The sequence below is a fragment of the Ferrimonas gelatinilytica genome, from assembly GCF_039544205.1.
Lineage (GTDB): Bacteria > Pseudomonadota > Gammaproteobacteria > Enterobacterales > Shewanellaceae > Ferrimonas > Ferrimonas gelatinilytica.
The window spans coordinates 1-26,023 of record NZ_BAABLF010000027.1 but is presented as its reverse complement, the minus strand read 5'-3'; the positions used below and the strand labels follow the sequence as shown (position 1 = coordinate 26,023).

Annotated in this window: 18 protein-coding genes; 11 read left to right on the top strand and 7 right to left on the bottom strand. The window is 59.5% G+C overall.

Going from position 1 to position 26,023, the window contains the following annotated elements; genetic code table 11:
• Positions 1-10: 10 nt before the first annotated feature.
• On the top strand, positions 11-436 hold the full coding sequence (locus tag ABD997_RS13035) for a F0F1 ATP synthase subunit epsilon (RefSeq protein WP_345317534.1): 426 nt from the start codon (positions 11-13) through the stop codon (positions 434-436).
• 47 nt (positions 437-483) lie between these two features.
• On the opposite strand, the gene ABD997_RS13030 is transcribed toward ABD997_RS13035, so the two are convergent.
• Entirely contained in the window at positions 484-1,386 is a 903-nt protein-coding gene (locus tag ABD997_RS13030; protein ID WP_345317533.1) for a DMT family transporter, read from the bottom strand.
• Between the two features lie 95 nt (positions 1,387-1,481).
• Between ABD997_RS13030 and glmU the strand changes: the two genes are divergently transcribed.
• The 5 genes from glmU (at position 1,482) to ABD997_RS13005 (ending at position 8,738) form a co-directional block, all read left to right on the top strand.
• Positions 1,482-2,840 (top strand): bifunctional UDP-N-acetylglucosamine diphosphorylase/glucosamine-1-phosphate N-acetyltransferase GlmU, encoded by a 1,359-nt coding sequence (gene glmU, locus ABD997_RS13025; RefSeq protein WP_345317531.1) that lies wholly within the window; start codon positions 1,482-1,484, stop codon positions 2,838-2,840.
• A gap of 247 nt (positions 2,841-3,087) precedes the next feature.
• On the top strand, positions 3,088-3,864 hold the full coding sequence (locus ABD997_RS13020; protein WP_345317529.1) for a DeoR/GlpR family DNA-binding transcription regulator: 777 nt from the start codon (positions 3,088-3,090) through the stop codon (positions 3,862-3,864).
• 14 nt (positions 3,865-3,878) lie between these two features.
• Positions 3,879-5,711, top strand: coding sequence for a glutamine--fructose-6-phosphate transaminase (isomerizing) (gene glmS, locus ABD997_RS13015; RefSeq protein ID WP_345317527.1), 1,833 nt, complete (start codon positions 3,879-3,881; stop codon positions 5,709-5,711).
• Between the two features lie 362 nt (positions 5,712-6,073).
• Entirely contained in the window at positions 6,074-8,347 is a 2,274-nt protein-coding gene (locus ABD997_RS13010) for a heavy metal translocating P-type ATPase (protein WP_345317526.1), read from the top strand.
• 28 nt (positions 8,348-8,375) lie between these two features.
• Positions 8,376-8,738, top strand: a complete 363-nt coding sequence (locus ABD997_RS13005; RefSeq protein WP_345317525.1) for a cupredoxin domain-containing protein — start codon at positions 8,376-8,378, stop codon at positions 8,736-8,738.
• A 45-nt stretch (positions 8,739-8,783) separates the two neighbouring features.
• Here the strand turns inward: ABD997_RS13005 and ABD997_RS13000 are convergent, their stop codons facing one another.
• Together ABD997_RS13000 and ABD997_RS12995 are read right to left on the bottom strand one after the other, a co-directional pair.
• Positions 8,784-10,652 carry a 2Fe-2S iron-sulfur cluster-binding protein gene (locus ABD997_RS13000; RefSeq protein WP_345317524.1) on the bottom strand — a complete coding sequence of 623 codons (1,869 nt, stop codon included), beginning with the start codon at positions 10,650-10,652 and terminating at the stop codon, positions 8,784-8,786.
• Entirely contained in the window at positions 10,649-11,308 is a 660-nt protein-coding gene (locus ABD997_RS12995; RefSeq protein WP_486322303.1) for a hypothetical protein, read from the bottom strand. Before ABD997_RS12995 ends, ABD997_RS13000 begins: the two co-directional genes overlap by 4 nt.
• A 565-nt stretch (positions 11,309-11,873) precedes the next feature.
• On the opposite strand from ABD997_RS12995, the gene ABD997_RS12990 reads away from it, so the two are divergent.
• Complete coding sequence (locus ABD997_RS12990) at positions 11,874-13,187, top strand: mechanosensitive ion channel family protein (RefSeq protein WP_345317522.1); 1,314 nt, start codon at positions 11,874-11,876, stop codon at positions 13,185-13,187.
• Positions 13,188-13,209: 22 nt separating this feature from the next.
• Here the strand turns inward: ABD997_RS12990 and ABD997_RS12985 are convergent, their stop codons facing one another.
• The 3 genes from ABD997_RS12985 to ABD997_RS12975 form a co-directional block, all read right to left on the bottom strand.
• Positions 13,210-13,929, bottom strand: a complete 720-nt coding sequence (locus ABD997_RS12985) for a glutamine amidotransferase-related protein (protein ID WP_345317521.1) — start codon at positions 13,927-13,929, stop codon at positions 13,210-13,212.
• Between the two features lie 120 nt (positions 13,930-14,049).
• Complete coding sequence (locus tag ABD997_RS12980) at positions 14,050-14,988, bottom strand: 2-hydroxyacid dehydrogenase (RefSeq protein WP_345317519.1); 939 nt, start codon at positions 14,986-14,988, stop codon at positions 14,050-14,052.
• Positions 14,989-14,998: 10 nt separating this feature from the next.
• A complete protein-coding gene (locus ABD997_RS12975; RefSeq protein WP_345317518.1) occupies positions 14,999-18,448 on the bottom strand; it encodes an indolepyruvate ferredoxin oxidoreductase family protein in 3,450 nt (1,149 codons plus the stop codon).
• A 264-nt stretch (positions 18,449-18,712) separates the two neighbouring features.
• Here ABD997_RS12975 and ABD997_RS12970 point away from each other — a divergent pair, with 264 nt between their 5' ends.
• From ABD997_RS12970 to ABD997_RS12960, 3 genes are all read left to right on the top strand, one after another.
• Positions 18,713-19,456 carry a Crp/Fnr family transcriptional regulator gene (locus ABD997_RS12970; protein WP_345317517.1) on the top strand — a complete coding sequence of 248 codons (744 nt, stop codon included), beginning with the start codon at positions 18,713-18,715 and terminating at the stop codon, positions 19,454-19,456.
• A 112-nt stretch (positions 19,457-19,568) separates the two neighbouring features.
• Positions 19,569-21,413 (top strand): dihydroxy-acid dehydratase, encoded by a 1,845-nt coding sequence (gene ilvD / locus ABD997_RS12965; protein WP_345317515.1) that lies wholly within the window; start codon positions 19,569-19,571, stop codon positions 21,411-21,413.
• 11 nt (positions 21,414-21,424) lie between these two features.
• The gene (locus ABD997_RS12960) at positions 21,425-22,774 is read left to right on the top strand and encodes a GntP family permease (RefSeq protein WP_345317514.1); all 1,350 of its coding nucleotides are present in this window, start codon (positions 21,425-21,427) and stop codon (positions 22,772-22,774) included.
• Positions 22,775-22,932: 158 nt separating this feature from the next.
• On the opposite strand, the gene ABD997_RS12955 is transcribed toward ABD997_RS12960, so the two are convergent.
• The gene (locus tag ABD997_RS12955) at positions 22,933-24,072 is read right to left on the bottom strand and encodes an alpha-hydroxy acid oxidase (RefSeq protein WP_345317512.1); all 1,140 of its coding nucleotides are present in this window, start codon (positions 24,070-24,072) and stop codon (positions 22,933-22,935) included.
• A 210-nt stretch (positions 24,073-24,282) separates the two neighbouring features.
• On the opposite strand from ABD997_RS12955, the gene ccoG reads away from it, so the two are divergent.
• A complete protein-coding gene (gene ccoG / locus ABD997_RS12950) occupies positions 24,283-25,713 on the top strand; it encodes a cytochrome c oxidase accessory protein CcoG (protein ID WP_345317510.1) in 1,431 nt (476 codons plus the stop codon).
• Positions 25,714-26,023 lie beyond the last annotated feature (310 nt).

Sequence of the window (26,023 nt, the reverse complement as noted above, 5' to 3'; positions counted from 1 at the left end):
GGAGGATAAGATGGCAATGACTGTTCACCTGGATGTGGTCAGCGCACACGAGAAGCTGTTCTCAGGACTCGTTGAAACCGTACAGGTCACCGGTATCGAAGGCGAACTCGGGATCTTACCGGGTCACGTTCCGCTGCTGACTGCCATCAAGCCCGGTATGGTCCGCATCGTAAAGCAACACGGAAAGGAAGAGATGATCTACCTGTCCGGGGGGATCCTTGAGGTCCAGCCGAACTCCGTGATCGTGATGGCCGATGTGGCCATCCGTGCAGAAGATATCGACGTGGAAGCGGCTCGTGAGGCCAAGCGTGCCGCACAGGAGCGCATCGCCCACGCCGGCGTCGACTTTGATTACGATGCAGCACAGATTGAGCTTGAACGCGCACTGGCGCAGTTGCGAGTGGTGGAAACCATCCGTAAGCACCTGAGTAAGTAAGCTATCCATCAGAAAAAGCGCCGCATTCGCGGCGCTTTTTTTATGGCTCAAATTCGTCGCTCGCTGTGGGGCTGGTGATCCATCTTCAGCAACCAGGCCAGTGCCAGTAGGGTCAGCGCCAGACCCGGGAGCAGGCTCCAGTGGGGCACTCTCTGGCCGATCGCCGCTTCCAGCATCAACACCAGCGCCGGCATCAACAAGCTGTAGGCATGGGCGCTGCTCCCTCCCACCACCAGGCTGGCCGCCTGGAACAGGTAGAAGGTTAACATGGTGGTAAACAGGGCCAGCCAGAGGATCGCCAGGAGTGAGCCACCATCGGGCCAGCGCCATGGCGGCGGATCGAAGCCGGCCGCCAGCAGCAGCCATCCTGTCCCGGTGATGAGTGACCACCCGGTGATCGTAAGCATCGGCTCCCCGCGGTGCAGTTGCTTGAGGGTCAACGGGTAGCCGGCCATCAGGCCACAGGCCAGTAGGAACTCACTGTTGCCCTCGGGCCAACCGTCGGCGCCAAGCTGGGTCAGGTCACCGGCGGTGAGCACCCAAATCGCTCCGAGGGCCCCCAGCGTCAGCGCCAGCAGGCGCTGGGCCGTGGGTGCCACCCGCCAGCAAAGCCAGCCCAGCAAGCAGCTGAGCAGTGGCACCAGGGTTGCCAGGCTACCCATCGCCAGTGGCGTCGCACTTTGGCCGGCTCGGAACATCAGCAGGAAAAAGCCGGTCAGCGGCAAGCTGATGAGCGCATAGCGGCCCAGTGCCCGCCACCCCGGCCATTGCAGCTGCCGCGCGCGGGCCATCAGCAGCACAAACCCGGCGGCGGCCAGGATGAAACGCAGCAGCGTGGTCAGCAGAGGGGGATAGCGCTCCCCAAGGTAGCTGGCCAGGGGGAAGGAGGTGCTGATCAGCAGTGCGTACAGCAGCAGGGCCAGATGGGCATGTCGGGTATGGGCAGCCATCGCACTCCTTGATATTGAGGGGTTACGGTTATTTTTTTGCCGTCGCCGCAGCTATAATAGCCGGCTTAATTTCACTGTAACCGCGCGAACCCCTTATGCAAAAACTGGAAGTCGTGATCCTTGCTGCCGGCATGGGCACCCGGATGAAGTCCAAGCTGCCAAAAGTCCTGCACCCCATCGCCGGCAAGCCGATGGTGCAACACGCCATCGACGCTGCCGCACCCCTCAACCCGCATCGCACTCACCTGGTCTACGGGCACGGAGCGGAGCAGCTGCAGGCTGCGCTGGGACATAACGCCGTCACCTGGGCCCTGCAGGCGAAGCAGCTGGGGACGGGACACGCGGTGAATATGGCGGATTGGGATGATGACAGTACCGTCCTGGTGCTTTACGGCGATGTGCCGCTGATCCAGACCGAAACCCTGCAGCGTCTGCTGGCGGTACAGCCGGACGATGGTATCGGCCTGCTGTCCGTGGAACTGGATAACCCCACTGGCTACGGCCGTATCGTTCGGGAGCATGGCCGGGTTACCGCCATTGTCGAGCAGAAAGATGCCAGTGCCTCACAGTTGGCAATCACCGAGGTGAATACCGGTATCCTGGTGGCCCCGGGCAAGGCGTTGAAAAGCTGGTTGGCCAGCCTCTCCAATGATAATGCCCAGGGGGAGTACTACCTCACCGATGTGATCGCCATGGCCGCCCAGGCGGGCGGTGTCGAGACTGCCCATCCGGATACCGCCATCGAGGTGGAGGGGGCCAACAACCGGCTGCAGTTGGCGGCCCTGGAGCGTGCTTACCAGGCCCGGGCCGCGGAGCGGTTGATGCTCGCAGGGGTGACCCTGCTGGACCCAAGCCGTTTCGATCTGCGCGGTGAGGTGACAGTCGGCTCGGATATCATCATTGATGCCAACGTGGTCATCGAGGGAACGGTAACCATCGAGGATGATGTTCAGATAGGTGCCGGCTGCCAGCTCAAGGATTGCCACATTGGTCGCGGCAGCGTGCTCAAGCCCTACACCATCGTCGAGGGGGCGCGTGTGGGTGAACTCTGTACCGCCGGGCCCTTCGCCCGTCTGCGTCCCGGAGCTGAACTGGTGGAAGACAGCCATATCGGCAACTTTGTCGAGATGAAGAAAGCCCGACTGGGCAAAGGCTCCAAGGCCAACCACCTGGCCTACATCGGTGATGCCGAGGTGGGCAGCAAGGTGAATATCGGGGCCGGCACCATCACCTGCAACTACGACGGGGCCAACAAGCACCTGACGGTGATCGAGGACGACGTCTTTGTCGGCTCAGACACGCAACTGGTGGCGCCGGTGACCATCGCCAGGGGCGCTACCATTGCCGCTGGGTCCACCATCACCAAGAACGTGGCCGAAGGGGAGTTGGTGCTGACCCGAACCAAGCAGAAGCACCTGGCCAACTGGCAGCGTCCGGTGAAAAAGCGCTCCTGAGCGGAGTCCACCGAGAGTAAGAGGGAACACCCTGAAGGGGAAGAGCACTGCTCTTCCCCTTTTTTTCGTCTAGGAGTGGATGTTGCGAGGGCCGGTGCTCAGTACCGCTGGGCGCCATAACTGGCGGCTCCGCAGAGACTCTGCTGCTCTCTTACGGCAATCTGAGAGATGGCCCCTTGATCTCCGTGCTTTTGTTTTTATACTGTCGAGCTTTCGAATCGAAACTTAAAGTTGCGTTCAAAAGATCATGTCGAAACGTAATACCCAGCAGCGGCGTCACCATATCGTCTCCCTCGTTAATGAGCAGCGGGAGATCAGTGTGGATGAGTTGGCGCGCCAGTTTGCCACCTCCGAGGTGACCATCCGCAAGGATCTGGCGGCGCTGGAGGCCAGCGGCTTGCTGCTTCGGCGGTACGGCGGTGCGGTGGCGATGCCCCAGGAGGTGATCGGTGACGATCCTGCCCACCGGCTGTCACCCTACAAGCGGGCGATAGGGCTCGCTGCGGCGGCACTGATCCGGGATCACCAGCGCATCATCATCGACAGCGGTCGTACCACCGGCGCCCTGGTGCCGGAGCTCGGCAGTAAACGTGGTTTGGTGGTGATGACCAACTCCCTGAACGGCGCAGAGGCGCTGCGCGCGCTGGAGCCGGAGCCGACTATTTTGATGACCGGTGGTACCTGGGATCCCCACTCCGAGTCCTTCCAGGGCCAGGTGGCGGAGCAGGTTCTGCGTTCCTACGATTTCGATCAGCTTTTTATCGGTGCCGATGGCATCGACGTGGCCCGGGGCACCACCACCTTCAATGAACTGGTGGGGCTGTCGCGGGTGATGGCAGAGACTGCCCGGGAAGTGAATGTCATGGTGGAGTCCGACAAGATCGGCCGCCGTATTCCCAACCTGGAACTGCCCTGGCAACAGATCACCCGGGTGATCACCGATGAGCGGCTCAATGAGGCCGCTCGGCAACAAATCGAATCTCAGGGTGTGCAGGTGATCTGCGCGCCCAACACGAATCAGTAATTGGAGTTAGACCTATGTGTGGCATTGTGGGCGCGGTAGCGCAGCGTGACGTGGCGGAGATCCTGGTCGAGGGGCTGAAACGCCTGGAGTACCGGGGCTATGACTCGGCCGGGGTGGCGATCCTCAACCAAGCGGGTGAGCTGGGCCGCCTGCGCCGGGTGGGCAAGGTTCAGGCCCTGGACGATGCGCTGGTGCAGAGTCCCCTAGCCGGTGGCACCGGCATCGCCCACACCCGCTGGGCGACCCATGGTGAGCCCTCCGAGCGTAATGCCCACCCCCATCAGTCCCGGGATCAGATTGCCGTGGTGCACAACGGCATCATCGAGAACCACGGTGAGCTGCGTCAGCGCCTCAAGGGAATGGGATATGTATTCACGTCAGATACCGACACGGAAGTGATTGCTCACTTAGTTCATCACGAACTGCAATCGGCGAAAAGCCTGCTGGCGGCGGTTCAGGCCACCGTGAAACAGCTGGAAGGCGCCTACGGCACCGTGGTGGTGGATCGTACCCAGCCGGAACGGATGATCGTCGCCCGCTCCGGCAGCCCGCTGGTGGTGGGCTACGGCGTCGGGGAGCATTTCGTTGCCTCCGACCAGCTGGCCCTGCTCCCGGTAACCCGCCGTTTTGCCTTCCTTGAAGAGGGCGACGTGGCGGAGATCACCCGCCGCGAGGTGAACATCTTCGACATCGATGGTAACCCGGTCGAGCGGGAAGTGAAGGAGTCCGAGGTGAGCCACGATGTTGGTGACAAGGGCGAATTCCGCCACTACATGATGAAGGAGATCTACGAGCAGCCGCTGGCCCTTCAGCGCACCCTGGATGGGCGTCTCGCGGGCGGGAAAGTGGTGCCGGAAGCCTTCGGTGACAACGCCGCCGAACTGCTGTCCAAGGTCAAGCATGTGCAGATCATCGCCTGTGGCACCAGTTACCACGCGGGTATGGTGGCCCGTTACTGGCTGGAGCAGCATGCCGGCGTCTCCTGTAACGTGGAGATCGCCTCCGAGTTCCGTTACCGCAAGTCCCATGTGTTCCCGGACAGCCTGATTGTCACTATCTCCCAGTCAGGTGAGACCGCCGATACCCTGGCGGCCCTGCGCCTAGCCAAGGATATGGGCTACATGGCCAGCCTGACCATCTGTAACGTGCCCGGCTCCTCCCTGGTGCGCGAGTCGGACATGGCTTACATGATGAAAGCCGGCGCGGAGATCGGCGTGGCCTCCACCAAGGCCTTTACCGTTCAGCTGGCGGCCCTGGCGATGTTGACTGGCGCCATCGGCATCCACAATGGCATGAGTGATGAGACTGTGATGGCCCTGGTTTCCAGTCTGCAGCAGTTGCCGAGCAAGGTGGAGCAGGCCCTGGGTCTGAACGATGCCATCGAAGCGTTGGCAGAGGATTTTGCCGACAAGCACCACGCTCTGTTCCTGGGACGTGGGGACCAGTACCCCATTGCCATGGAGGGGGCGCTGAAGCTCAAGGAGATCTCCTACATCCATGCCGAAGCCTACGCCTCCGGGGAGCTCAAGCATGGCCCGCTGGCGCTGATCGACGCGGATATGCCGGTGATCGTGGTGGCGCCGAACAACGAGCTGCTGGAGAAGCTGCACTCCAACGTGGAGGAGGTGCGGGCCCGGGGCGGGTTGATGTACGTGTTCGCCGACGTGGATGCCAAGTTCGAAAGCGACGACACCATGAAGGTGATCAACGTTCCCCACTGCGATGAGTTTATCGCTCCCATCATCTACACCCTGCCACTGCAGCTGCTCTCCTACTACGTGGCGCTGATCAAGGGCACCGATGTGGACCAGCCGCGTAACCTGGCCAAGTCCGTTACCGTGGAGTAAAAGTGCCCTGAGGCCAGGGCAGTACGGACTCTATCGCGTCGTCGTCCTATAACCTCCTGCTGGTGTCACGCCAGCAGGAGGTTTTTGTTTTTTGATACCGTTAAACCGAGCCTATATGAGGATTGGTGTGCTCTGGCGTTTCACTGGGCGGGCGATGTAATGGGATGCCCTTCGCTTTCTGCTAGACCTTACTGTAAGGGGACGATCGTGAGTCGAGCGAAGCCAACAAGCGAAGCCGCGTTAAGGTAGCCGTAAGCGAAGCCACGTTAAAGTAGTCGCTTCTGGCTCATCCATTGTCCCGATGGTCATGCATCAAGGCCGGTCCGGTCGCTGTAGCGTGCAACCCTCACACGGGGATCATAATGACAAAACCGAAAGCGAGCGCTCAGGGTGACGCCCATCCCAAAGAGTCCATTGAGCTGCTCATTGATGGTGCGGGCTGCGCCAGCTGTGTCGGCAAGATAGAAGCCGCACTGCAGGCGGTACCTGGCGTGGCGACGGCACAGATGAACTTTGCCCAGCGCACCGTCACCGTGACCGGTTATGCGGCCCCGAAGGCGCTGCTCCGCGCCATCGAGCAGGCCGGTTACACTGGCAGAGTGAGCGAAGCGGACGGTGATGATGCCATTTTGACCGAAAAGGAGGTCACTGAGCGGGCCTACTACCGAAAGCTGGTGCGAGAGATGGTTGTTGCGCTGGCACTGGGTGTGCCCTTGATGATCTATGGCCTGTTCGGCGGCGATATGATGGTCAACACCCCCCGCGCTCAGCTTGCCTGGTTGCTGGTCGGCATTCTGACCTTGGGGGTTATGGCAACCTCAGGACGCCATTTCTACCTGGGAGCCTGGCAATCGTTTCGCAACCACACAGCCAATATGGATACCCTGATCGCGTTGGGCACCGGGACAGCGTGGCTCTATTCCATGGTGGTCGTTTTGGTGCCTCAATCGGTACCCGAGATGGCCCGCCACGTCTATTTCGAAGCCACTGCCATGATCATTGGTTTGATTAACCTGGGTCTGGCGCTGGAGCTGAAGGCGCGGGGTAAAACCTCCGCGGCGATCAAACGTCTGGTCGGGCTTGCGCCGAAAACGGCGCGGGTGATCCGGGATCACCAGGAGCGGGATATACCCATAGAGCAGGTGCTTCAGGGGGATATCCTGCGGGTACGACCGGGAGAAAAAGTACCGGTCGATGGCGAGATTCTGGAGGGTGGCACGTCGATCGATGAATCCATGCTCACCGGTGAGCCGATGCCCGTCGAAAAGGGGATCGGTGATGATGTGGTGGCGGGGAGCATCAACAAAACCGGTTCCGTCCTGTTTCGGGCTACCCGGGTTGGCAAAGATACCGCCTTGGCGCAGATCATCCAGATGGTTAAGCGGGCGCAAAACTCTAAACCGCCCATCGGTCGTCTGGCGGATCGGATCGCCGCCTACTTTGTCCCGACCGTGATGATCATTGCCGTTGTCAGCGCCCTGTTCTGGCTCAACTTCGGCCCCAGTCCCATCGTTGCCTACGCCATGGTCTCCGCCACCACCGTACTGATCATTGCCTGCCCCTGTGCCCTGGGGTTGGCCACACCGATGTCGGTTATGGTGGGGGTGGGCAAGGCAGCAGAAGCCGGTGTGCTGATCCGCAATGGTGCCGCACTGCAAACCGCCGCCAAGATCACTGCCATGATCCTGGATAAAACCGGCACCATCACCCAGGGGGCGCCCAGAGTCACGGATATTCTGGCCAGCGAAGGCTTTGAGCAGGATCAGGTGCTGCGGCTGGCGGCAACCCTGGAAAGCGGCTCGGAACACCCTCTTGCCCTGGCTATCCTTGATTCCGCCCGGGAAAGTGGCCTGGAGCCCGGCAAGGTATCCCACTTTGATGCCATCACCGGACAGGGGGTGCAGGCCGAGGTTGAGGGGAAGACCCTGCTGTTGGGCAACGAAAGGCTGATGCGAGATCGCGGTATTGCCCTGGAGGGGGCCGTTGAACGGGGGCAGGGGCTCGCCGCCGAAGCAAAAACGCCGATCTACTTTGCTGTCGATCAGAAACTGGCGGCGATCATCGCCGTGGCGGATCCCATCAAAGCCGATTCCGTTGCGGCGATCCGACGCTTGCAGCAAAGCGGTATCCGCGTTGTCATGCTCACCGGAGACAATCGGGCCACCGCGCAAGCGGTGGCCCGGCAGGCGGGGATCACGGAGTATTTTGCCGAGGTGATGCCGGAGGACAAGTCTGCCAAGGTGCAGGAGCTGCAGGGACAGGGAGAGATCGTCGGCATGACCGGCGATGGCATTAATGATGCTCCTGCGCTGGCGATGGCCAATGTCGGTTTTGCCATAGGTACCGGCACCGATGTCGCCATTGAAAGTTCGGATGTGACACTGATGCGAGGCTCCCTGCATGGCCTGGCCGATGCCATTGCGGTTAGTCGTGCAACCCTGCGCAATATTAAGCAGAACCTGTTTGGGGCCTTTATCTACAACGTGGCCGGCATACCTATCGCGGCAGGGATCTTGTATCCCTTCTTGGGGCTGCTGCTCAGCCCGGTGATTGCCGGGGCGGCCATGGCCTTCTCATCGGTGACTGTGGTCACCAATGCCAACCGTTTGCGTCTGTTCAAGGCTCAAGAGCACTGAACGTTTTCGACGGCTACAGGAGAGGAAGATGCTCTTTATTAATCTCGCCGGTCTGGCCTTGATCGCCGGGATCCTATGGTGGTTCTGGCTCTACAAACCGAAAGCGGAAACCGGCGGGGACGCGTTGACGATAACGGTAGAAAATGGGGTTTATCACCCTGCCCGGATCCAACTGCCCGCCGGCGCACCGGCCACCCTCCTCTTTATGAGAAAGGATCCGGCTCCCTGCAGTGAAACGGTGCTGTTTCCGCAGTTGGAGATCAGTGAAACACTACCGCTGAACCGCCCTAAAGCGATCCCGTTACCGGCCATGCCGCCGGGTGAGTACGACTTTCACTGCCAGATGCAGATGTACAAAGGGCAGATTTTGGTCCTTGACCAAAGCACGTAAGTCCATTGCTCAGGCGGTCTTAAGTGCAGGACTGACTCGTTTTTATCAAACTCTACTGTCAGCGGACAGTGGTTGCTCGCGGACGACTGTGGGGCCAAATTGGGTGGAGTGAATACGCCTCTCTGCCACCCCCAATGCACGCAAGCGTTCGGTGGTCTGCGCCATCATTGCCGCTGGCCCACAGAGATAGAACTGCCCCTCCCTGATCTGGTGTTCGTCCAGGTTGTCGAAGGCGTGGTGCTGGGCATAGCCACGGTGGCCCTGCCACTGATCATTGGGTTGTGACAGGGAGGGATAGAAACGGAAGTGGTTATGTTGCTCCGCCAACTGGTGCAGTTCATCAACGTAAACCAGGTCACAGGCTTCCCGGGCGCCGTAGTACAGGCTGATTCTCTTTGTGCAGTCTCTCTGCCCAATACGTTCCATCAGCAGGCTGCGCAGGGGGGCAATCCCTGAGCCGGCACCGATAAGGATCATCTCGTGCTGACCCAATGCGGCTCCAAACTCCTCCACGGGCAGGCTTGCTTGCACCTTAGCTCCAACAGGAAGGTTACACAGGTAAGCCGAACCTATCCCAGGGGGGAATGGGTCGCCGGGGGCTCTGTGGAACTTGACCGTAAACACCAATTCCTTTGACTCATCCGCCGTGTTGGCGATGGAATAGCTGCGCTGTATCGGCCCATGGGGGAAGAAGCCTTTGCACTGGCTTTTCCATCGGCAGGCAAAGGCCTCCGGTACAGGAACCGGGTGGGAAGCCACACGGCCCGCGGGAATTAGGAATTGAACATGAGCACCAGCTCGGTATGCCAGGGCAGACTCGGCTTTGAATCTCAGTTCCTTGATCTCTGGAGTCAGAAAACGACTTGCCACCAGAGTCAGAGTCTGGGTTTTCAGTAGATTGTCACCTGACAATTCGAGCCGGTCCGTCTCATTGGAACGATGTTGGCAGGCTAGACGATACCCTTGGGCCTGCTCCTGCTCGGAAAGGTGGGCCCGCTCGGCCGATTTGATTCTCACGTCGTTACTGAGGCGAACCTTACAGAGCCCGCAACTCCCTCCACCACCACAACCGGACTGAACTGGGATCGATTGGCTCTGCAGCACGCTCAGTAAGCTTGCATTGGCCGGTGCATCGAGTCGCTGCTCAGTGTCACCCTGTACCAGAGTTAAAGCGTGGCTGCGCTTGGCCAACGACAGGCGATAGTCGCCTTCATGCACTTTGACCAGGGTCCAGTACAGGCCGGAGCCGGATAGCCACAGCACGATAAATCCAAAGAGCCACATGAAGGGATTGTTGAAGCTGCCTTGCCCCAGATAGTCCATGAAATGCAGCATGAACATCCATTGGGCTTCATAAGTGTGTTTGTTTTTATGTCCAGCAATGCGTCCGCTGAGGGCCTCAACGTAAACCCGGGTATTGAGATCATCCGCTAACTGGACCCGCCATACGGGGTTTTGCTCCCTGGCCATCTCCCGGGGAGGGTGTTGGAAGAAAGTCACATCGATGATCTGCCCCGGACCGGTATAGCTTTCTTTGGCCAGGGTACGGGCCAGGGGGGCGTCGATAGTGAAAGGCTCTCCCGTATAGGCATCGATCAGGGTAATGCTCTGGGCAAAATGGGCGTACAGCCGTCGCTCGTGCTCCACCTTGTATGTGGGCCGACCGGCCACTTCCGTCAGGGTGATGCGTTGGGCCGGCTCCAGCTGTGCCAGCAAGGGGCCAATCTCGGCCAGGCGGCCAGGCTCGATGCGGGGCGATTCGCCATGGCCCATGGCGTTGTGACTCAGGTACTGGTGGCCAGCGATGCGCTCATGGTCGACCAAATTGAAATAGAGTCCGGTGGCAATCCAGATCAGGAACTGGGTCCCGGCCAGTAAGGCTGCCCACTTATGAATTTTTTGCACCCTCTTCATTGGCTGGTTTCCTTACCTGGCACGAAGCGGCGCCAAGTGAGGATAAGACCGGTGCTTGCCCCCAACATGGCCAGCAGAGCCGCAATCCGCAGCAGCCAGTTGTTGATGTTGGCGCCATCGTCGTAATCCATGATGTGGATGTACCAGAAGATATCGAACCAGCGCCAAAAGTCGTGCCGCTTGGCCACCAGTGCCCCTTCGTCTGCGGATAGGTAGAGGCTGGTATTGCCGAAGTCATCGAAGTCCACCCGCCAGGATGGCAGGTGCCGGGGACTGAGCTCGCTTGGTGCCACGTCAGTCAGTAAGCTCGCATGGCTGACGGGACCGGCCCCTGCGTAATGGTACTGTGCGATGGCAATGGCCTGTTCACGCTCAATGGGAGGCAGGGGCTGACCACTGACGGGGTGAATTAAGCGAGTTTCACCATGTTGAATGATGCGGTACACCTCCTGGCCGGCCACCAGCTGAAGTCGCACGGACTCTGTGCCTGGGTAACGGCTGTAGAGTGAGCCGATGGGGAAGCGGGACTTGTCCCCTTTGAGGTAGGACTCCTCCCTCTTAATCAAGCTGTCACCATGGATAAAATCGATGTCCATGAAGGCAAAGTAGGCACCGCTTATGGCCCACAAGGCCAGCTGCGCGCCCACGATCAACATGAGCCACTTATGCCAAGCTCGAGCCTTACTCACTTTCCTTACCGTCATTGCCATGCCTATTATGGGTTCTTTATTTCTCATTCTTTGTCGTTTTGCGGCAAGTCAACAAACGCCCTACCATTCGATATTCGAGGGCACGGTGAGTCCCAGGTCACTGACACCCAATTTACCAAAAAGGGACCCTTACTTAGCAAATTACTCAACGTCTTCTTATTAGACTCAGTGTCTCAACATCTATGGTGTCCCTCCCAGAGGTTGGGAAAGGTGTTTCTTTACCAAACAGGTTGTTGACGCCGGTAGAGATCGGCAGGTAATCCGATCATCGAGAAACTCTTTGCAATAGCGTGGTAGGTCATCGTGGCCACGGCCCGATGATACTATTGTTGAGAAAAGGTTATCACGTTGCGTTACAGTGGGTTAAGTCAGATTCGGGGATGGCAGCGGGAATCGGTGACGGTTCTTTTTATTGTCGTGAAGCCGAGCCAAAGATGAAGGAGTGTATCGTGTTCGAGCATGACAGGCTCATCAGGAGTGTGAAGCCGTTCAGAAACGGGGGGGATGAGTGATGTCTTTGGCCTCCGTTCTGCAATTTCTCGAGCAGCAGCTTGATAGGATCAATGACGTGCTGGTTCAGGCGGATACCTATATCCAGCTCCTGATTATCCTGGTGATATACACCCTCTCTTACCTGGTGGCCAGACGCCTCGGTGCATTTTCGCCCTCTCGCGAGAGCCGTGCCCGGGATGGCGCCGAGCAGCGCTGGCGACAGTTCCTGGCCAAGCTGGCGGGGTTGGTGTTCCCGATGCTCGCCATATTCCTGCTGCGCTTCTCTCTTGAGGTCACCGAGACCACGCTGACCCAGGGCTGGCTGGTACAGACGGCGCTGACCATCGCCATCCTGATCCTGTTTAACTCGGTGATTCATAACTTTGTCCGCAACCGGGTCGCCGCCCGGGTGTTTCGCTGGGTTGGCCTGCCCATCCTGTTCCTGCACCTGTTGGGGTTGCTTGATGGCCTGATTAGGATACTCGAATCGATCTCCATCAATCTCGGTAATATCGAGATCTCCGCCTACAGTGTTGCCCGCCTGGTGATTTTCGGCTCCCTGCTGTTCTGGCTGGGGCGTGTCAGCAGTAAAACGGGCCGGGAGTTCATCTCCCACCAGCAAGATCTGGATGTGCGAACCCGGGAGGTGGCGGCCAAGCTGTTCGAGATCGTTGTTTTCTTCATCGTCTCGCTGCTACTGCTGAAAATTCTGGGGATCAACCTGACCGCCCTGGCGGTATTTGGCGGTGCATTGGGGGTGGGTATCGGCCTTGGGTTGCAGGCTATTGCCTCCAACTTTATCTCCGGAATCATCATCCTGGTTGACCGCTCCGTCTCCATCGGCGACTACGTTGAGCTCGGCGATGGCTCCACCGGGGTGGTGCGCGAGCTCAGCATGCGGGCAACCACCTTGGAAACCTACGATGGCAGAGACATCGTGGTGCCCAACGACAAATTCATCACCGAAACCTTCATCAACTGGACCCACAAGGACAAACGGCAGCGTTACCGCGTTGATTTTTCCGTTGCCTACCATACCGATGTCCGCAAACTGGTTGAGATCATCAAGGCCGTGGTGTCGACCCATCCGCAGGTGTTCAGCGGCGATGCGGTGCCCCTCGAGGAGCGGCCGGATTGTGAGATCGACAGCTTCGGTGACTCCGGCATCAACATGTTTGTGGAGTTCTGGATGGAGGGGATCGATGACGGCAAGAACCGCGTCGGCGGCGACCTCATGCTGATGATTCTGGAAGCGATGCAGGAGCACGGTTTCGAGATCCCCTTCCCGCAGCGGGAGGTGCGTATCCTGAACGAGCCCGGACCCACAAGGTGACCCTAAGTCGGTGGGGTGAGCTTTAGTGGGGCTCTCTAAGGAGAAAGCGCAACAGTCCCGCCAGGAACCGCTCCGAGTCCGGCTGCTGCTCGAATGAGCGCAGTGCGCGCTGGTAGACGTCCTCACCGAGGCGTTGGCGTCGCTTCTGTGCCAGGGCGAGGTTGTAGTCGATGGTAAACTCCGGATGGCCCTGCACGGTGAAGATCCGGTTTTCCAGGGCAAAGCTGTAATAAGGGCAGAAGTCGCAGCGGTACAGCAGGCGGGCACCGGATGGCAGTTGCTGAACCTGGTCCTGGTGGGACGCCAACAGTGCCAGCGTTGGCGACCGATCGAGCCAGGGGGCGTCTCCGATCCGTTGGGTGCGGTAGAGCCCCATCCCCCATCCTGCGGGACTGCGGGTCACCCGGCCACCGAGCGCCTCCGCGATCACCTGATGGCCGAAACAGATCCCCGCCAGCTGAACCGGCTGGCGGCTGGCTTGCCGGATCCAGGCTTTGAGGTTATCTATCCAAGGAAGGGGATCAAAGGCACTGTGGCGGCTGCCGGTGATAAGCCAGGCACGATGTTGTGTCGGTTCGGGTAGCGGCTCACTCATCCCCTGGTAGACGGCGAAGCGAAGCCCCGCCTGCTGAGCGCCCAGGGCGCGGATAAACATGTCACTGTACTGGCCATGCAGCGCCGCCAGCGCCGGGTCGATCCGGTCGCAATCCACTATCCCTATCTGTGCCCGTGTTTCGCTCATCGCCCTGCCCCGCTGGTTTGCCCTCTTCGAGTTTAGCGAGGTGCGTCGTTCGATGCCGCTGGTAAACAAACGGGCCCCGCTTGCGGGGCCCGTGGCAATCAGTAGTGGGTTGACCGCGACTTAGGCAACCCGGCTTGGCAGCGGTTGGCCCTGAAAGAAGGCGATGACGTTGGCCAGTGCGGTGGCCCCCATGTGTTGGCGACAGGCGGCGGTGGCACTGCCGATATGGGGGGTCAGGGTGACGTTATCCAGGCTCAGGTAATCGGCGTTGAAATCCGGTTCCCCTTGGAACACATCCAGCCCCGCCGCCGCCAGGTGGCCAGAGCGCAGCGCCTCGATCAGCGCCCCGTCGTCCACTAGATCGCCGCGCCCCGTGTTGACCAGTACGGCACCGGCTTTCATCTTGGCCAGGGCTTCCCGCCCCAACAGGCCGCAGGTCTGTTCGGTGAGCGGACAGTGCAGTGTCACCACGTCGGATCGGGCCAGCAGCTGATCCAGGTCGGCGCAGAATTCGGCACCCAGCGCCTCGGCGGCCTCGGGTTTGGCACGGGGCCCATGATAGAGCACGGTCATGTTAAAGCCCCGGGCCCGGCGAGCTACCGCCTGCCCGATCTCACCGAAACCGATGATCCCCAGGGTCTGGCCATGGACACGGGTGCCCATGGCCGCCATCGGCTGACGGGTAGACCACTGACCTGCGCGCAGGAAACGCTCATTGACGCTCAGCTGGCGGCAAGCCGCCAGCAGCAGGGCGAAGGTGAGATCGGCGGTGTCTTCGGTCACCACAGGGGTGTTGGTCACGGCAATGCCCCGGGCCTTGGCAGCCTCCAGGTCAATATTGTCGTAGCCAACGCCGATGTTGGCGATCAGGCGGACGCTGTCCGGCATCTGGGCGATCAACTCGGCCCTGACCGGGTCAACCGCGGTGGCGATCAACACCTGAGCCCCCTCGAAGACCGAGGGGTCCCCCTCGTAGGTGCGGTATTGCAGCTCCCCCTGCCCCACCGGAACGGTGGGCAGAGGCAGTGGACGGGTCAAAACGGCGATGCTTGGCTTCACGATCCGCTCCTTAATGCAGTTGGGCCAGCAGAGACTGGCGCTGCTTGTCCGCCTCGGCCATGGCATCGGCTTTGACCGGACCGTAGCCGCGAATGCCATCCGGCAGGTTAAGCAGGGCCACCAGGGCTTGGGGCGGCTGCTGACCCGGATGCGCATTGAGCCACTGGATCGCTTGCTCCACATCCGCCAGGTAGGTCTTGATCAGGTTGCGCTCATGACGACGCTCGGTGGTATAGCCGAAGGGGTCCAGCGCCGTGCCACGCAGCCCTTTCAGTGAGGCGAGGCCTTTAAAGGCACCCATCATCCAGCCGCCAAACTCCATCTTCTTGGGACGACCGCTGTGTTTGTCGATGCGGCTGATCAGGGGCGGCGCCATATGGAACTTGAGCTGGAAACCGGGCTCGAACTGCTGCTCCAGCTGGGCCTTGAACTTGGCACTGCTGTGCAGACGTGCCACCTCATACTCATCTTTGTATGCCATCAGCTTGGCCAGGTTGTGGGCGGCCGCTACCGTCAGCGCGACGCTGCCGTTGTCCGCTTCCGCTTGGCGCAGGCGGGCGATGGTGTCGCTGTAGCGCTTGGCGTAGTCGGCGTTCTGGTAGTCGGTGAGCAGCCCGATACGATGCTCGATGGTTTCATCCAGCGACGGCTCGGTCGCGACGCTTCCGCTGTCACGACGGGCCTGGATCACCTCCGGTTGATGGGCATAGAGGCGGCCCAGCGCGAAGGCCTGCTTGTTGAAGGCCACGGCTACGCCGTTGAGTTCGATGGCACGCAGCAGGGCATCGAGACTGACGGGCAGCAACCCTTTCTGGGCGGCGAAGCCCACCATGAACATGTTGGCGGCGATGGTGTCCCCACAGAGCTCACGGGCAAGGCTGGAGGCGTCGATAAAGTGCACCCGGTCAGGCTGGGTCCGTTGCTTGAGCTGGGTGCGAACCACGCTGTCTTCGATCTTGAAGTTGCGGTTGAACTGGAAGTCGGAGGTGGTGGTGATGTCCGTGTTGCCCAGCAGTTCGGTCTTATGAGGGTTGAAGGTGATCCCCGCATCGCCGGTCAGGGCCGCCACAAGGTCAAAGCCGAGCACCAGATCTGCTTCGCCGGTACCGATGCGCTGGGCGCTGACGGCATCGGCGTTATCGGCGATGCGCAGGTGCGAGTACACGGCACCGTTCTTCTGGCTGAGACCGGTCATGTCGTAGATGGAGCAGTGACGACCTTCGAGGTGCGCGGCCATACCGATTACTGCACCAACGGTGATCACCCCGGTGCCGCCGATGCCGGCGATCATGATGGCATGGTTGCCCTCCTTCACCGAGGCGATGGCGGGCGTGGGAATGGCGGCCAGCAGCTGAGCATCGAAACTCTTGCCATCCGGACGTTTGGGCTCGGCGCCATGAACGGTAACGAAAGAGGGGCAGAAGCCGTTGATGCAGCTGAAGTCTTTGTTGCAGCTGGACTGGTCGATGGTGCGCTTCACACCCAGCGCGGTGGCGGTGGGTTGAATGGACACACAGGTGGATTGTACCGAGCAATCGCCGCAGTTTTCGCACACATCGGGGTTGATGACGGCGCGTTTGGCTGGGTTGGGAAACAGCCCCTTCTTGCGGCGGCGTCGTTTCTCGGCGGCACAGGTCTGTTCATACAGGATGATGGTTGTGCCTTCGAGAGTACGGAACTCCTCCTGCACCGTCATCAGTTCATCCCGGTGGTGGATCTCGATGCCGGTGGGGATGTCCCCGCTCTTACGATGCAGGTCCGGTTGATCGCTGACAACGGCGATCTTGTTGACCCCTTCCGCCTGGACCTGGCGGATGATGTCGCCCACGGAGAGCGGACCGTCTACGGGCTGGCCACCGGTCATGGCGACGGCGTCGTTGAACAGGATCTTGTAGGTGATGTTGGCCTTGGAAGCCACCGCACCCCGTATCGCCATCAGGCCGGAGTGATAGTAGGTGCCGTCACCCATGTTCTGGAACATGTGTTTGGTGCCGCTAAAGGGCGCGGCGCCAGTCCAGTTGAGGCCTTCGCCGCCCATGTGGACAGGCAGGTGTGTGTCAGCGCGCTTGAAGGAGGCCATGGCGTGACAGCCGATCCCGGCCATCGCCTGGCTGCCCTCGGGCAGCTTGGTGGAACGGTTGTGGGGGCAGCCTGAGCAGAAATAGGGCATGCGCAAGGCGGCCGGCTGGACCTTGCTGTTGGCCGTCACCAGAGAAAACTCTTCGACCAGTGCCTGGTAGCGCTTGGCGAGATCTTCGGGCAAGGGCCCCAGGCGCTTGAGACGGTCGACGATGGCGTCGATCAGCATCATCGGTGTGTACTGGATGTCCGAGGGCAGGATCGGGTTGCCTTCCGCACTGGTTTTGCCGCTCAGTTTTGGACGCCTCTCCAGGTTGAACAGCAGGGTACTGATCTGCGGTTCCATCACCGCGCTCTTCTCTTCCAGCACCAGCAGTTCGGGGCGCCCATTGGCAAATTCGGTCAGTCCCTGAGGCTCCAGGGGCCAGATACAGCCAGGCTTGTAGATCCCGATCCCCATCTGTTCGGCTTGCTGCCGGCTCAGACCCAGGAGGTTGAACGCCTGCAGCACATCTTCATAGCTTTTGCCTGCGGTGACGATGCCCAGGCCGCCCTGCCCCTGCCACGGTGTCTTGTCCAGGCCATTGGCCCGGACAAACTGGTGCACCAGGGGCAAGCGAACCCGCTTAACCACCACTTCGCTGTTCTGGGGAATGAAGTTGCCCCTGCTGATATGAACGCTGTCGCCATGCTCGTGGGCCGGCAGCACCGCCTTGAATCTGTTTAGGTCGATGTCGATGGTTTCGGTCTGCTCCACCGTCTCATTGACCGTTTTTACGCCCACCCAGAGGCCGCTGTAACGGGAAAGCTGCCACCCCAGCAGACCAAACTCCAGTATCTCCTGGACATTGCTGGGATAGAGGACCGGCATATTCAAAGAGGCCAGCAGGGGTTCGCTCTGGTTGACGACCGTGGAGGACTTGCCCGGATGGTCGTCACCGGCCACCACCAGTACCCCCCCGTTTTTATGGGTTCCCGCCGTGTTGCCATGGCGGAGCACGTCGGCACTGCGGTCCACCCCGGGGCCCTTGCCGTACCACATGGCGTAGACGCCATCGACCTGGGGATCCGGGAACTGGTCCAGTTGCTGAGTGCCCCAGACGGCGGTTGCCGCCAGATCTTCGTTGACCCCGGGCTGGAAGATGACGTCGTTCTCTTTCAGTCGTTCACGCTGCTGCCAAAGCGCCATGTCCAGGCCGCCAAGGGGAGAGCCACGGTAACCACTGATGTAACCGCGGGTGTTGAGCCCCTGTTGCTTGTCCAACTGGCGCTGGATAAAGGCGATGCGAGTGAGGGCTTGGGTTCCGCTGATGAAGATGCGCCCCTGCTGCACCTCGTACTTATCGTCCAGGCTTACCTGTCTAAGGGCCTTCTTGGTCATGATATCAACGTCCTGATTGTTTATTTGGGTAGAGTTTTGGCTAGGGTGCTACGTCCATTTGGCAATATCTGCCACATATCTGACATTGTGCACAACCTCTGTGCACACAAAGTGACAGGGATTAACAGCCATGCGGATGCGGTGTCGATTGATCGCGGGGGCTCGGTCGATTAGATTCTGATCAGCGGAAAAGGAACATTTCCGACAAATAAAAACAATAAGCCTGCAATAACGATAACTAGAGCTTTTCAAAAGGATGAGACTATGCTGGCGATCCCCCATATGCATAACTGGTATCAAGGCCTCTCCGAGGTGGCCAAAGCGGCCGTGGACGATAAATCGTTCACCTGCAGCTACCGTCAGGGCGAGAATATCTATAGCTACGGTGATGCTGCCAACCTGGGCTACCGGGTCCTCTCCGGTAAGGTCAAGATAGGCAACCGTAATCAGGATGGCCGTGAGGTGATCCATGCCACCCTGATGGAGGGTGACTGTTTTGGTGACATCGGCTTGATTACCGGCTATCCAAGGTTCAATTACGCCATTGCCGCAACCCCAGTGACCCTGAATGCGATCCGACGGGACGACTTCATGCGCATTATGGATCTGCATCCAGAGGTCTCACGTCAACTCAATGTCTTCTTCTGTCACCGCGCCCAACACATGTTCACCATTCTGGAGGGGATGCAGCTGCTCTCTCTTTACGAGCGCCTGGCCAACACCATCATCCGCCTCACCCTGAGCCTGGGTGAACTGAAGACGGAAGGAGATAAGCCCTGCTACAGCCTGGGTGATCTTTCCCAGGAGATGCTGGGGCAGATGGTGGGCGCCACCCGCCAGAGTGTCGGCCGAGAACTGAAGAAGCTTGAGTCTGAAGGCTATATCGAGATCCGCTACGGCCGCTTGCTGGTTCGGGATCTGGAGGCGATGAAGGCCCGTTTCGTACACCTGATCAGCCACACGCCGACCTTTGCGACCTATAAAAGCAATCAGGGTGAGGTGGCCTGACCATCGGCGTTGGTTAATCCTTTGTGAAAGATTGTCCCCTATGTGGCAGATGCGATGGTAACACTGTGTCAGGGTAGCCCGATAACTATGATGGAGTTATCGGAGAACCCTCATGAGGCCACTACGCTCTAGCGCGGTCACACAAGGAAAGACCGCCTCGGCGGCTCGCTCGCTATGGAAAGCGGGCGGCGTAAAAGACAGCGATTTCGGTAAACCGGTAATCGCCATTGCCAACTCCTTTACCGAGTTTGTGCCAGGTCATATCCACCTTCAGGAGGTGGGGCGGGTGATCAGCGAGGCCGTCTGGGAAGCCGGTGGCATTGCTCGGGAGTTCAACACTATCGCCATCGATGATGGCATCGCCATGGGCCACAACGGCATGCTCTACAGCTTGCCCAGCCGCGAGCTTATCGCCGATAGCATCGAGTACATGGCCAATGCCCACTGTGTCGATGCCATCGTCTGCCTCTCCAACTGTGACAAGATCACCCCCGGGATGCTGATGGCAGGCCTGCGCCTGAATATCCCGGTGATCTATATCTCCGGCGGCCCGATGGAAGCAGGACGCGTGGTGGAGAACGACAAGATCCAGCGATTTGACCCGGTGGACACCTACATCGCGGCATTTGACAGTCAGCATCTCAATGGCAACCCCAAACAGGTGGAGGACAACGCCTGTCCCACCTGCGGTTCCTGCTCCGGTATGTTTACCGCAAACTCCATGAACTGCCTGGCGGAAGCGCTTGGCCTGGCCCTGCCCGGCAACGGCACCATGCTGGCCACCCACGAAGATCGCCGTGGCCTGTTCGAGCGTGCGGGTAAGCAGATTGTCGAACTCGCTAAGCGCTACTACTTCGAAGGCGATGAGGGCGTCCTGCCCCGCAATATCGCGACCCGCAGCGCGTTTGAGAATGCGATGAAGGTGGATATCGCCATGGGCGGTTCTACCAACACTATCCTGCACCTGTTGGCCATGGCTCAGGAAGCGGAGGTGGACTTCACCCAGGGAGACATCGATCAGATCTCCCGCTCCATCCCTCACCTCTGCAAGGTGGCCCCGGCATCAAGGGACTACTACATGGAAGATGTGCATCGTGCTGGGGGCATCATGCGGATCATGGGAGAACTGGATCGCGCCGGGTTGATCGATACCCAGACCCGCACTGTCTCCGGTGAGGTACTGGAAGCCCAGCTGGCCAAGTGGGATATCGGGCGCAGTGACGATCCCGAGGTGGCCCACTTCTTCAAAGCTGCACCCGGGGGCAAGCGCACCATTAAAGGGTTCAGCCAGGGTCAACGCTGGAATGATCTCGACACCGACAGTGCCAATGGCTGTATCCGTGATATCGACCACCCCTACAGCCAGGAGGGGGGCCTGGCGGTCCTCTTCGGCAACCTGGCGCCCAAAGGCTGCATCGTCAAGACCGCCGCCGTTTATCCCCATATGCTGCAGTTTCGTGGCCAGGCGCGGGTATTTGACCAGCAGGAGAGTGCCCTGCGGGCGATGGAGCGCGGAGAGATCCAGCCCAACACCGTGGTGATCATCCGCTACGAAGGCCCCAAAGGGGGGCCGGGGATGCAGGAGATGCTGAAACCCACCATCACCCTGAAGGCACAGAAGCTGGACAGCAGTTGTGCCCTGATCACCGATGGTCGCTACTCCGGTGCTTCAGCGGGACTCTCCATTGGTCATGTTTCACCCGAAGCGGCCAACGGCGGGGCCATCGCCCTGGTGGAAAACGGCGACTGGATAGAGATTGATATCCCGAACCGTCGTATCGAACTGGTGATTGAGGAACAGGCTCTGGAGCAGCGCCGCGCGGCGATGGATGCTCTGCCCCATGGCCTGGCCTGGCAACCCCGAGAGGAGCGTGATCGCGTGGTTACCCGGGCCCTCAAGGCGTATGCCGCATTTGCTACCAGCGCGGATCGCGGTGGCTTCAGAGAAGTGAAGTAGTAGGAGTTTCCATGGCTATCGGAATTTTGGTGGCACTTTGCCTCTTTATCTACCTGGCGATGCGCGGTACCAATATTGTACTGGCGTCGCTGATCTGCTCCACAACCGTGGTCCTGACGACCGGGATCCCGTTTGATAAGGCGATGCTGGAGTATTTCCCCGCCGGAGCCTTGGGCGCCTTTACCTTTGCCGGCAAGTTCTTCCTGCTGTTTATCGCCGGGGCGATGTTCGGTAAGGCGATGGGGGTCAGCGGTTCGGCCAGCCGTATCGCCAATGCCCTGGTGGACTGGTTGGGCACGGAGCGGGCCATCTGGATCACGGTGATCTTCACCTCCGTGCTGACCTACGGCGGCGTGGTGGTGTTTGTGGTGATCTTTGCCATGTACCCCATCGGCGTACAGCTTCTGGCAAAGGCCAACATGCCCAAGCGCTTGTTTACCGGGGCGATGGCGCTGGGCGTCGGTACCTATACCATGACCGCCCTGCCGGGCTCCCCCTCCATCCACAACGTGATCTCCTCTGTGGCGCTGGATACGGATCTCTTCGCGGCACCGGGCTATGGCCTCTTTGGCAGCGCGCTGATGATCGCCTCCGGCATGGTGTACCTGGAGTGGCAGCGCAAGAAGGCGTTGGCGAACGGGGAAGGCTTTGTCCCCACCGAGAAAGATAAGCTGATCTTGGCCAGCGACGAGTCTCAGGTCTTGCCGCCGCTGTGGACCTCTATTCTGCCCCTGGCCTCGGTGCTGGTGTTGATTGTCGGCACCAAGATCCTGGCTTCCATGGATATTGAGATCGCCGGCCTGGTAGCTTACTCACAAGCCCAGCCCATCATCTGGCCCTCCCTGGCGTTACTCGGTGGTGTGGCGATCACTCTGCTGCTCAGCCCCCGCCTGCGTCGTAACGCCCTGGATAACCTGGGAGCCGGCGCCGAGGATGCCATACTGCCGTTGATCGCCACCTCCGTGGTGATCGGGTTTGGTGGTGTGGTAAGCCAGACGGAAGCGTTCCAGTGGTTCACCAAGTCGATGACGGAGGTGGATATGCCGGTACTGCTCTCGGTCTTTATCGCCGCCAGTGCGGTTTCTGCGGTGGTCGGTTCCTCTACCGGTGGGCTACAGATCTTCCTGGCCACCATGGCGCCGGACTACTTGGCCAAGGGGGTGGAACCTGAAGTGCTGCACCGGGTTGCGGCCATGGCCAGTGGCGGCTTCGACAGCCTGCCTCACTGCGGCGCTATCGTCACCGTGTTGGCGGTCACCGGCCTGACCCACAAAGAGGGGTACAAGGATATTGGTGTGGTGACGGTGCTCTTTCCGGTGATGGCGACTCTGTCGACCATCGCCTTGGTGATGATGAATTAATGACTCCCTGTTTCGCCTAGTTGGCGGCCTTAGGGCCGCCTTTTTTTATTCCTGTTTCCTGCGTACCCGCTGTGAAGTCCGGGTTAGCAAGGCAATAGAAAACCCCCGACCAGCCGGTCAGGGGTTGGGAAAGTGGCCAGGGGTAACGAGTGCGTCGCTCAGAGGCGCTTCACTTCAAGTGACTTTACCGCTTCCACATTGGCGGCGCCCAGTAGGATCATCTCCCGCTGCAGCTCTGCGCGAAGGATCTCCAGGGCGCGAAGCGCGCCCTCTTCACCGGCGGCAGCCAGGCCGTAACCGTATGCCTTTCCGATGGCGCAGGCATCGGCACCGAGTGCCAGCGCTTTGATAATATCGCTGCCACGGGTGATCCCACCATCGACGATCAACTCCACCTTGTCGCCTACGGCGGCACGGATCTCGGCAACCAGGTCAATGGGGGCTGGCGCACTGTCCATCTGCCGTCCCCCATGATTGGAGATGAAGATGGCGGACGCGCCAATTTTAGCCGCTTTGACGGCATCGGCAACGGCGCTGATCCCCTTGATGGCAAAGGGTCCGTCCCAGGCCTGGATCATCCGTTCGGCATGCTCCCAGGTAAGACGACGCTCTGCCAACGATTGCAGGTAGGTCATAAAGGCCTGTCCATCGGAAGCTTGTGGGGCGCCATCCATGTTGGCCAGATCCCGCCCCTCTCCGTAGAGGTAACGCCATACCCAGACGGGGTGTTTGGCAAACTCAATCATGCTGCTTAGGGTAAGCTTGACCGGCATGGTGAGGCCATTGCGTAGATCCCGCTCCCGGTTGCCACCAATGACAGAGTCGACCGTCAGACAGACCGATTGGTAGCCCGCAGCCTTTGCGCGCCGGAGGTTGGCCTGGTTCAGCGCGTCGTCTGCCATCACGTATATCTGGAACATTTTGGGCCCATTGCTGGCCTCGGCAACCTGTTCGATGTTGAAAGAGGAGAAGCTGGAGAGGGTAAACAGTGTTTCGGCCCTGGAGGCCGCCCGGGCACCGGCACGATCCGCCTCGTGGTGGAACATCCGTTGCTGTCCCAGGGGGGAGACGATCAACGGCATCGACAGGGTTTGTCCCAGCAGCTTGGTGGACATGTCGATATGGGAAACGTCTTCCAGTACCCGTGGAACCATTCGATATCGAGCAAAGGCGCTTTGGTTATTTGCCATCGCCTGCTCGTCATCGGCTCCTCCATCGAGATAATCAAAAGCCGGACGGGGAAGGCGGCGTTTCGCCAGTTTTTTTAGATCATGGATATTGATGGCATTGACACTCATAGCAGCCTCGAGAACTTAATTTTGTCTCTATTGTTCAGTGAATTGTGCAAAAGAACAGCCATCTATGTGGCAATGACAGCTGCCGTTGACGGCGCGCTTTCTGTTCTCGTCCAAGCCGGCTTTTTAGTATCATCGGTGATCTGAGTCACTTCAGAGTCCCAGAGCTGGGATTTTGAGTGGCGTGAACTTTACTCACGAGCAGGTAAGTCGATGGAGCAGCCAGACAACAGCGTCACGTCAAGCCGTGCTGAAGCGCAGCCTATTAAGGTGCAGCCGGCCAGGATCAGCAGGGCTCAATCGGCGAACCCGAGAAGCCGTATCTATGTGCGCAAAACCGATGGGATCTGGAGCCAGCTGCGCCGTCGCATGGGTTGGGTGATGATCTCCCTGTTCCTCATTCTGCCGTGGCTTCCCTGGGGTGACCGTCAGGCGGTACTCTTCGATCTTGGCGAACGTAAGTTCCATGTGTTTGCCCTCACCATCTGGCCACAAGACCTCATCCTGTTGGCCTTCCTGTTCATGATGGCGGCCTTTGCCCTCTTCTTCTTTACGACCTTCCTTGGCCGCGTCTGGTGTGGCTATATGTGCCCGCAGTCAGTCTGGACCTTCATCTTCATCTGGTTTGAGGAGAAACTGGAGGGGCCCCGCAATAAACGGATAAAGCTGGACCAGGCGCCCTGGAGCTGGAATAAGCTGTGGCGAAAGAGCGCCAAGCATGGTGCCTGGCTGTTGGTATCCCTGCTGACAGCACTGACTTTTATCTCCTTCTTCTACCCCTCTCGAGAACTCTACCTCGACTTCTTCAGCGGCCAGGCGCCGGCGATGGCCTACTTCTGGGGCAGCTTCTTTACCCTGGCGACTTACGGTAATGCGGGCTGGATGCGGGAGACCATGTGTCTGCATATGTGCCCCTACGCCCGTTTCCAGTCAGTGATGTTCGATCCGGATACCTACCTGGTGGGCTACAACGCCAGCCGCGGAGAGACGCGAGGCCCACGGGGACGGAAGCAGGACCCCAAGGCGATGGGGCTGGGTGACTGTATCGACTGTAGCCTTTGTGTTCAGGTTTGTCCGACCGGGATCGATATCCGTAATGGTCTGCAATATGAGTGCATCAACTGTGGCGCCTGTGTGGATGCCTGTGATGACGTGATGGCTAAGATGGGATATCCCAAGGGATTGATCAGCTATACCACCGAGCGTCAGCTGCAAGGGGGCGAATCGAGAATGGGGCGGCCAAAACTGGTGGGCTACGGCTTGGCACTGGGCTGTATCCTGATGGCCTTCATCTACATGCTCATGACCCTGGCACCGGTGCAACTGGATATCTTGCGCGACCGTAACGAGCTGTTCCGTCAAAACCGCGACGGGCTAATCGAGAATGTTTACACTCTTAAAATTCTAAACAAAACAGACGAGCAACAGCTATTTCATATCGAAATAGAGGGGCTGCCTAACTACGAGTGGCAGGGGCCAGAAACGGTCAGGGTGCTGGCAGGTGAGGTTTATACCCTGCCTGTTAGCGTGGCAGTCGATCCCTATGATATTGAAAGCCCGATGACTGAAATCGAATTTATTCTTGCCTCCGAAGATGGCCAGTTAACTTCTCGCAGCAAGTCCAGGTTTATCTCCTCACTGTGACTCCTGAAGTGTAAGAAGAGGAAAAAAGAGGCGTTCGGCAAAAAAGTTGTCCGAACGCCTCTTTTTATCAAATAACCTCTTGCGGAAACGAATTCCCTCCCTATAATGCGCTCCCTGTCGACGGGGCACAGCGAGCTACTCAGTGAGGAGCAAGCGGCGTCACCAAAGGGCTTCAGGCCCGGCTGGTTAAAACCTAGACGGTTGGAAAGAAAGTTGAAAAACGGCCTTGACGACCACGGTGGATTCACTAGAATACGCCACCTGCCTTGAGCAAAGCGGCTTCGGCCCAGGCGCTTGGCAAAGCTCGCAA

Excerpts from the sequence above, each read along its gene's own strand:
- ABD997_RS13035 (WP_345317534.1), top strand. The coding sequence starts at position 11 with ATGGCAATGACTGTTCACCTGGATGTGGTCAGCGCACACGAGAAGCTG.
- ABD997_RS13030 (WP_345317533.1), bottom strand. The coding sequence starts at position 1,386 with ATGGCTGCCCATACCCGACATGCCCATCTGGCCCTGCTGCTGTACGCA.
- glmU (WP_345317531.1), top strand. The coding sequence starts at position 1,482 with ATGCAAAAACTGGAAGTCGTGATCCTTGCTGCCGGCATGGGCACCCGG.
- ABD997_RS13020 (WP_345317529.1), top strand. The coding sequence starts at position 3,088 with ATGTCGAAACGTAATACCCAGCAGCGGCGTCACCATATCGTCTCCCTC.
- glmS (WP_345317527.1), top strand. The coding sequence starts at position 3,879 with ATGTGTGGCATTGTGGGCGCGGTAGCGCAGCGTGACGTGGCGGAGATC.
- ABD997_RS13010 (WP_345317526.1), top strand. The coding sequence starts at position 6,074 with ATGACAAAACCGAAAGCGAGCGCTCAGGGTGACGCCCATCCCAAAGAG.
- ABD997_RS13005 (WP_345317525.1), top strand. The coding sequence starts at position 8,376 with ATGCTCTTTATTAATCTCGCCGGTCTGGCCTTGATCGCCGGGATCCTA.
- ABD997_RS13000 (WP_345317524.1), bottom strand. The coding sequence starts at position 10,652 with ATGAAGAGGGTGCAAAAAATTCATAAGTGGGCAGCCTTACTGGCCGGG.
- ABD997_RS12995 (WP_486322303.1), bottom strand. The coding sequence starts at position 11,308 with ATGTTGATCGTGGGCGCGCAGCTGGCCTTGTGGGCCATAAGCGGTGCC.
- ABD997_RS12990 (WP_345317522.1), top strand. The coding sequence starts at position 11,874 with ATGTCTTTGGCCTCCGTTCTGCAATTTCTCGAGCAGCAGCTTGATAGG.
- ABD997_RS12985 (WP_345317521.1), bottom strand. The coding sequence starts at position 13,929 with ATGAGCGAAACACGGGCACAGATAGGGATAGTGGATTGCGACCGGATC.
- ABD997_RS12975 (WP_345317518.1), bottom strand. The coding sequence starts at position 18,448 with ATGACCAAGAAGGCCCTTAGACAGGTAAGCCTGGACGATAAGTACGAG.
- ABD997_RS12970 (WP_345317517.1), top strand. The coding sequence starts at position 18,713 with ATGCTGGCGATCCCCCATATGCATAACTGGTATCAAGGCCTCTCCGAG.
- ilvD (WP_345317515.1), top strand. The coding sequence starts at position 19,569 with ATGAGGCCACTACGCTCTAGCGCGGTCACACAAGGAAAGACCGCCTCG.
- ABD997_RS12960 (WP_345317514.1), top strand. The coding sequence starts at position 21,425 with ATGGCTATCGGAATTTTGGTGGCACTTTGCCTCTTTATCTACCTGGCG.
- ABD997_RS12955 (WP_345317512.1), bottom strand. The coding sequence starts at position 24,072 with ATGAGTGTCAATGCCATCAATATCCATGATCTAAAAAAACTGGCGAAA.
- ccoG (WP_345317510.1), top strand. The coding sequence starts at position 24,283 with ATGGAGCAGCCAGACAACAGCGTCACGTCAAGCCGTGCTGAAGCGCAG.